This is a genomic window from Streptomyces sp. NPDC043853 (assembly GCF_056436025.1).
This window is the reverse complement of sequence record NZ_JBWKDJ010000001.1, coordinates 1242492-1249910: the sequence shown is the minus strand read 5'-3', so window position 1 is coordinate 1249910 and position 7419 is coordinate 1242492. Positions and strand designations below refer to the sequence as shown.

Annotated in this window: 7 protein-coding genes; all 7 read left to right on the top strand. The window is 72.8% G+C overall.

The features are described from left to right. Positions 1-390 (top strand): DNA translocase FtsK (locus AC067U_RS05285; RefSeq protein ID WP_478828236.1); only part of this gene is annotated, 390 nt, incomplete at its 5' end. A 168-nt stretch (positions 391-558) separates the two neighbouring features. Then, positions 559-2661, top strand: coding sequence for a SpoIIE family protein phosphatase (locus AC067U_RS05280; RefSeq protein WP_478828298.1), 2103 nt, complete (start codon positions 559-561; stop codon positions 2659-2661). Between the two features lie 349 nt (positions 2662-3010). Beyond that, positions 3011-3916, top strand: a complete 906-nt coding sequence (locus AC067U_RS05275; RefSeq protein ID WP_478828235.1) for a helix-turn-helix domain-containing protein — start codon at positions 3011-3013, stop codon at positions 3914-3916. Positions 3917-4031: 115 nt separating this feature from the next. Then, positions 4032-5549, top strand: a complete 1518-nt coding sequence (rimO, locus tag AC067U_RS05270) for a 30S ribosomal protein S12 methylthiotransferase RimO (RefSeq protein ID WP_478828234.1) — start codon at positions 4032-4034, stop codon at positions 5547-5549. Next, on the top strand, positions 5546-6208 hold the full coding sequence (pgsA, locus tag AC067U_RS05265) for a CDP-diacylglycerol--glycerol-3-phosphate 3-phosphatidyltransferase (RefSeq protein WP_478828233.1): 663 nt from the start codon (positions 5546-5548) through the stop codon (positions 6206-6208). Before rimO ends, pgsA begins: the two co-directional genes overlap by 4 nt. Positions 6209-6276: 68 nt before the next feature. After that, the gene (locus AC067U_RS05260; RefSeq protein ID WP_478828297.1) at positions 6277-6792 is read left to right on the top strand and encodes a CinA family protein; all 516 of its coding nucleotides are present in this window, start codon (positions 6277-6279) and stop codon (positions 6790-6792) included. Between the two features lie 109 nt (positions 6793-6901). Beyond that, positions 6902-7282, top strand: coding sequence for a helix-turn-helix domain-containing protein (locus AC067U_RS05255; protein ID WP_365101686.1), 381 nt, complete (start codon positions 6902-6904; stop codon positions 7280-7282). The last annotated feature ends 137 nt before the right edge of the window (positions 7283-7419 follow it).

Genomic DNA, 7419 nt, shown 5'->3' with positions numbered 1-7419 from the left:
GGTGCGAACAAGCCGGTCCGGCTGCAGGGCGCGTTCGTCACCGAGGACGAGGTCCAGGCGGTGGTCCGGCACTGCAAGGACCAGATGGCCCCGGTGTTCCGGGACGACGTCACCGTCGGGCAGAAGCAGAAGAAGGAGATCGACGAGGAGATCGGCGACGACCTCGACCTGCTGTGCCAGGCGGCCGAGCTGGTGGTCTCCACCCAGTTCGGGTCCACCTCGATGCTCCAGCGCAAGCTCCGGGTGGGCTTCGCCAAGGCGGGCCGGCTGATGGACCTCATGGAGTCCCGGGGCGTGGTGGGCCCGAGCGAGGGATCGAAGGCGCGGGACGTGCTGGTGAAGCCCGACGAGCTGGACGGCGTGCTCGCGGTGATCCGCGGGGAGTCGTAGCCGCGGGGGCGGGCGGAGGCGCGGCGGCTCCGGCCGCCGTCGGCCACCCGGCCCGCCCGGACCTGCCGCGGGTGTCCTCCGGGTCGTATGGTCCTGATATGGGTGACGGATCGGGGTCCTCCGGTGGCCGGCGGCGGTGAGTCCGCGGGCGCCACGCTCGCCGTGCCGATGCCGGACGAGGCACTGGCCGACACCGTGCGCCGTACCGGCGCCTCCGCGGGCGGGATCTACCTGCTGGACGAGGCGGCGCGGGCCCTGGTGCTCGCACTGATGAGCGGCCTGCCGCCGGAGGCGGCCCGCCCCTGGCAGCGGGTGTCGATGGCCTCCCCGGTGCCCCCCAGCGAGGCCGTCCGGGAGAACCGCCTGGTGTGGGTGGCCTCCCAGGACGAGATGGTGCGCGCCTACCCGCGCGCCGCGGCGGGCCTGCCCTACCGGTTCGCGCTCGCCGCACTGCCCCTGAACGGCCGCTACCGCTGCTGGGGCAGTCTGATCCTGCTGTGGCCCGCCGAGTACTCCGGCAGCGCCACCCGGCGCGAGCGCGGCCACCTCGCCGCCGCGGCCCGCCGCATCGCCCGGTCGCTGGACGAGTACGCCGTCCCGGGCGTGCTGCCCGAGCGGCCCCTGCTGATCCCGGCGGCCGGGGCGGGCCCGCAGGACACGGCCCGGGCCGGGCAGGCCGCCGTGGACTACGTCGAGCGGCTTCCGGACGGGGCGCTGGCCCTGGACCTGGAGAGCCGGATCACCTACGTGAACCCGGCGGCGGAGGACCTGCTCGGCCGCAAGGCCGACCAGCTGCTGGGCACCCGGCCCTGGCAGTCCCTGCCGTGGCTCGACACCCCCGAGGTCGAGGACCACTACCGGACCGCGGTCATCAGCCGCGACACCGTCGCCTTCACCGTCGAGCACGCCCCGGACCACTGGCTCCGCATCGAGCTCTACCCGGACGCCAGCGGCATCAGCGTCCGCGTCACCCGGGCCGCGGCCCCGGGCGGCGGCAAACAGCCCCCGGCCGCCCGCACACCGCGTCCGTCCGCCGCCGAGCCCGGGAACGGCACCCAGGCGGGCCGGCTCTACCAGCTCGCGCACCTGGCGGCAGCCCTCACCGAGACCGTGGCCGTCCGCGACGTCATCGACCTGGTCGCCGACCAGATCCTCCCGGCCTTCGGCGCCGACGGGCTGCTCCTCTCCACGGCCGACGCCGGCCGCCTGAAGATCACCGGCGATCACGGCTACGCCCCGGGGACCGTCGACCGCCTCGACGGCCTGCCCCTGGACACCGACCTGACCCCCGCCGGGAAGGTCCTCGCCACCGGCGTCCCGGCCTTCTACGCCGGCCCCGAGGAGATGGCCGACGAGTTCCCCCAGGCCCTGCGGATCAGCGGGAAGCAGGCGTGGGCGTTCCTGCCGCTGGTCATCTCCAGCCGGCCGGTCGGCTGCTGCATCCTGTCCTACGACCACCCCCACGTGTTCAGCGCCGACGAGCGGGCCGTCCTCACCTCGCTGGCCGGCCTGATCGCCCAGGCCCTGGACCGGGCCCGGCTCTACGACGCCACGCACGACATCGCCCACGGCCTCCAGGAAGCCCTCCTGCCGCGCGGCCTGCCGACCCTGCCCGGTCTGCAGGCGGCCGCCCGCTACCTGCCGGCCGGGCACGGCATGGACATCGGCGGCGACTTCTACGACCTCATCCGCCTCGACGCCACCACTGCCGCGGCCGTCATCGGCGACGTGCAGGGGCACAACGTGGCCGCCGCCGCGCTCATGGGCCAGGTCCGCACCGCCATCCACGCCACCGCGGGCGCCCCGCCCGACCAGGTTCTCGCCCGCACCAACCGGGTCCTCGCCGACCTGGGCACCGACCTCCTGGTCTCCTGCCTGTACGTCCACCTCGACCTCGCGCACCACCGGGCGCGCCTGGCCACCGCGGGCCACCCGCCCCCGCTGCTGCACGGGCCCGGGCTCTCGCCCGGAGTCGTGGAACTCGACCCCGCCCCCCTGCTCGGCGCCGGACACGGGGTCTCCTTCCCCGTCACCGAGTTGACGCTCGGCCCGGGCACCACGCTGGCCCTCTACACCGACGGGCTGGTCGAAGCGCCCGGCCGCGACCTCGACCGGATCACCGCAGACCTCGCCGGGCAGCTGGCCGAGCACAGCGGACAGGACCTCGACGGGCTCATCGACACGCTGCTGGCGCGCAGTTGGCCCACCGGCCGGTACACCGACGACATCGCCATGCTCCTGCTGCGCACCGCCCCCGGGCCGACCGTCTGACCGGACCGCACGCACAGGTGCTCCGTCGCCGGGTCCGTTGCCCGGGGGGCCTTCGGCCGGGGCCGTCACCCGCTTGCCCGGACCCGCTTGCTTGTGCCGGGGGAGGGGGTCCCCTACGGTCCGGATTGACGTCCCGTAGGCTGCTGCCGGCCGGCCGCGGGGGGCTCACCCGTAAGGGATGCGCGGGCAACCGTATCCCTCCGCGCGGCGTCCGAGTTGAAGGAATGGGGAGGGACACCGGTCCGCCATACGGATGGCGTACGAAGTCCCCCCTCCGGTTGCTCCACCCTTTCGTCACCCCCCTAGACTGGACATCCAGCAGGTGGCTACACGCTCGAAAGGCGCCCCCGTGTCCATCGGCAAATCCAACTCCCCAGAAGACGACCGCCCTTCGACCGCCGACGCCGAAGACAACGGCGAGCAGCGGCCGGAGTCCGGTCCGTCCATCGGCCGAACCCTCCAGCAGGCCCGCATCGCCGCCGGGCTCACCGTCGACGAGGTCAGCTCGGTCACCCGGGTGCGCACCCCGATCGTGCACGCGATCGAGCAGGACGACTTCACCCGCTGCGGCGGCGACGTGTACGCGCGCGGCCACATCCGTACGATCGCCCGCGCGGTCGGCACCGATCCGGACCCGCTCGTGGAGAGCTACGACGCCGCGCACGGCGGCCGCCCGGCCCCCACCCCGGCCGCGCCTCTGTTCGAGGCGGAGCGGATCCGCCCCGAGCGGCAGCGCCCGAACTGGACCGCCGCCATGGTCGCGGCGATCGTCGCGGTGATCGGCTTCGTCGGGTTCACCGCCTTCAGCGGTGGCGAGGAGGGCCGGCGGCCGGTGGCGGAAGGTTCCGCCTCGCCCAAGCCCGCCCCGGCGCAGACCGGCAAGGTGATCACGCAGAGCCCGCAGACGCCCAAGACCCCGAAGCCGCCCGCCGCGCCCAAGCCGGAGCCCTCGGACAGCGCCATCGCGGCCGCCCCCAAGGACCTGGTGACGGTGGTGCTGACCGCCAACGACGGGGAGAGCTGGATCTCCGCCAAGGACTCCACGGGCCGGCTGCTCTTCGACGGCATGGTCCAGATGGGTGACTCCAAGACCTTCACCGACAAGGAATCCATCGACCTGGTGCTCGGCGACGCGGGTGCCGTCCAGCTGTTCGTGAACGGCAAGGAGATCAAGGACGACTTCCAGCCCGGCCAGGTCGAGCGGCTGAAGTACACCAAGGACGATCAGCGCCAGGGCCAGGCCCAGGCGGGCTGAGCAGGCAATTCCGTTTCCCCGGGACGCGGTGGCGCAAACGCCGTCCGCCCCGGGGATCTTCGTTTACCCGGCCTTGGGGCAGGGGCCGCCGTCGCGACGAAGTAGTCTTGAGTCCATGCCCGAACGCCGTACCGTCGCCCTTGTCACTCTTGGCTGCGCCCGTAACGAGGTGGACTCGGAGGAGCTCGCAGGCCGCTTGGCGGCGGATGGCTGGGAGCTCGTCGAGGACGCCGCCGACGCGGACGTCGCCGTCGTCAACACCTGTGGCTTCGTCGAAGCCGCGAAGAAGGACTCCGTAGACGCCCTGCTGGAGGCCAACGATCTCAAGGACCATGGCCGCACCCAGGCCGTCGTCGCCGTCGGCTGCATGGCCGAGCGCTACGGCAAGGAGCTCGCCGAGGCCCTCCCCGAGGCCGACGGCGTGCTCGGCTTCGACGACTACGCCGACATCTCCAACCGCCTCCAGGTGATCCTCGGCGGCGGCAGCGTGGAGGCCCACACCCCGCGCGACCGGCGCAAGCTGCTGCCGATCAGCCCCGCCGAGCGGCAGGGTGCCGACGTGGCCCTGCCCGGCCACGCCCAGGCTGCAGGCACCGAGTCGGCTCAGCCGACGGGCGCCGCGGCCCCCGCAGACCTTCCCGATGGCCTCGCGCCCGCCTCCGGCCCGCGCGCACCCCTGCGCCGCCGCCTGGACACCAGCCCGGTCGCCTCCGTGAAGCTGGCCTCCGGCTGCGACCGCCGCTGCTCCTTCTGCGCCATCCCGTCCTTCCGCGGCTCCTTCATCTCGCGCCGCCCGAGCGACGTGCTGGGCGAGACCCGCTGGCTGGCCGAGCAGGGCGTCAAGGAGGTCATGCTGGTCTCCGAGAACAACACCTCCTACGGCAAGGACCTGGGCGACATCCGCCTGCTGGAGACCCTGCTGCCCGAGCTCGCCGAGGTCGACGGCATCGAGCGGGTCCGGGTCAGCTACCTCCAGCCCGCCGAGATGCGCCCCGGCCTGATCGACGTACTGACCTCCACCCCGAAGGTGGTGCCGTACTTCGACCTGTCCTTCCAGCACTCCGCGCCCGACGTGCTGCGCGCCATGCGCCGCTTCGGCGACACCGACCGGTTCCTGGAGCTGCTGGACACCATCCGCTCCAAGGCCCCGCAGGCCGGCGTCCGGTCCAACTTCATCGTCGGCTTCCCCGGTGAGACCGAGGCCGACTTCGCCGAGCTGGAGCGTTTCCTCACGCACGCCCGCCTCGACGCGATCGGTGTCTTCGGCTACTCCGACGAGGAGGGCACCGAGGCGGTCACGTACGAGAACAAGCTCGACGAGGACGTGATCGCGGAGCGGCTCGCCCATATGCAGCGACTCGCCGAGGAACTCACCTCACAGCGCGCCGAGGAGCGGATCGGTGAGACCGTGGAGGTACTCGTCGAGACCGTGGAGACCGTCGACGAGGACGGGAACGGGGCCTACGGGCGTGCCGCGCACCAGGCTCCCGAGACCGATGGCCAGGTGGTCTTCACCGACAGCACCGGTCTGACCCCCGGCCGGATCGTGACGGCGAAGGTGGTCGGCACCCTGGGCGTGGACCTGGTGGCCGAGCCGCTGGGCCTGGAGGAGTTCGAGGAGGCGGCCGGATGACCGGAGTCCCGGCATCGGCGGCGGGCGGCACCAGCCGCCGGCCCGGTCCGGCGTCCGGCGGGAAGCCGGTGGCCGCGGCCGTGAGCCAGGCCGGCCTGTGGAACATCGCCAACATCCTGACGATGGTCCGGCTGGTACTCGTGCCGGGATTCGTGCTGCTCCTGCTCGCCAACGGCGGGTACGACCCCGTCTGGCGGGCGTGGGCCTGGGCGGCGTTCGCCGTCGCCATGATCACCGACGTGTTCGACGGGCACCTGGCCCGGACGTACAACCTGGTGACGGACTTCGGGAAGATCGCCGACCCGATCGCCGACAAGGCCATCATGGGCGCGGCCCTGGTCTGCCTGTCCTATCTCGGGGACCTGCCCTGGTGGGTCACCGGGGTGATCCTGGGCCGGGAGCTCGGCATCACCCTGATGAGGTTCTGGGTGATCCGCTACGGGGTGATCCCGGCCAGCCGGGGCGGCAAGCTGAAGACCCTGGCGCAGGGGACGGCGGTGGGCATGTACGTGCTCGCGCTGACCGGCCCGCTGGCCACCTTCCGGTGGTGGGTGATGGCGGTGGCCGTGGCGCTGACCGTGGTCACCGGGCTGGACTACGTACGCCAGGCCGTGGTCCTGCGGCGCAAGGGGATCGCCGCGGAGCGGGCCGCGAGGTGACATACGGACCGGGGGGCGGGGGAGCGGCCGGCGCCGCCGGAGGGGCGCGGGAATCCGGCCCGCCCGCCGTGGACTCCCGTTCGATCGCGGCCGAGGTGCTCAGGCTGCTCGCGGAGAGTGAGCAGACGGTCGCGGTCGCGGAATCCCTGACGGGCGGACTGGTGGCGGCCGAGATCACCGCCGTCCCCGGAGCCTCGAAATCCTTCCGCGGCTCCGTGACGGCGTACGCCACCGAGCTCAAGCACCGCCTGCTGGGCGTGGACGCGGAACTGCTCGCCGCGCACGGCGCGGTGAACGCGCAGGTGGCGGCGCAGATGGCGGCCGGCGTACGGGAGGCGCTGGGGGCCGGGTGGGGGATCGCGACGACCGGGGTGGCCGGTCCGGAGCCGCAGGACGGACAGCCCGTGGGCACGGTCTTCATCGCCGTGGCCGGTCCCGGGGGCGGGAAAACGGCCCGTCTGCGGTTGAACGGCTCCCGCGCGGAAATCCGTACAGAGAGTGTACGGACCGTGCTCGAACTTCTCTCGAGCGAACTCCGCGAGAATGTGCGGGGGCAGGATACGGAACAGAACGGGGGGATTTGATGTTTGCAGCCCTGAGTGAACACGACATCGCTCCCCGCACGGCCGCGGCGCGAGGCGGTACGGTGGGGCGTGAAGGATGCGGCTACACGGTCAGAGGAGGGAGCCACCGATGATTCTGCTCCGTCGCCTGCTGGGTGACGTGCTGCGTCGGCAGCGCCAGCGCCAGGGCCGTACTCTGCGCGAAGTCTCCTCGTCCGCCCGAGTTTCTCTCGGCTATCTCTCCGAGGTGGAGCGGGGGCAGAAGGAGGCGTCCTCCGAACTGCTCTCCGCGATCTGCGACGCGCTGGACGTACGGATGTCCGAGCTGATGCGCGAAGTCAGCGACGAACTGTCGCTCGCCGAACTTGCACAGTCGGCCGCGGCAAGCGAACCGGTGCCGGCGCCGGTACGCCCGATGCTCAATTCGGTCTCCGTGACCTCGGTCGCGGGCGGACCGGAGCGGGTGACCATCAAGGCGCCTGCGGAAGCGGTGAACGTCGTAGCCGCCTGAGTGCCCGAGTCATGGCCGGAGCCCCGGCCGGGCGCGAGGGAGTCCCCCAGTCGATGCTGGGAGGCGCCCCGCGACCCGGACGGGGCTTCGTGCTGTCCGGGGCCGACTTCCCGGCCTGCCGGCCCATGAGGGCGGTT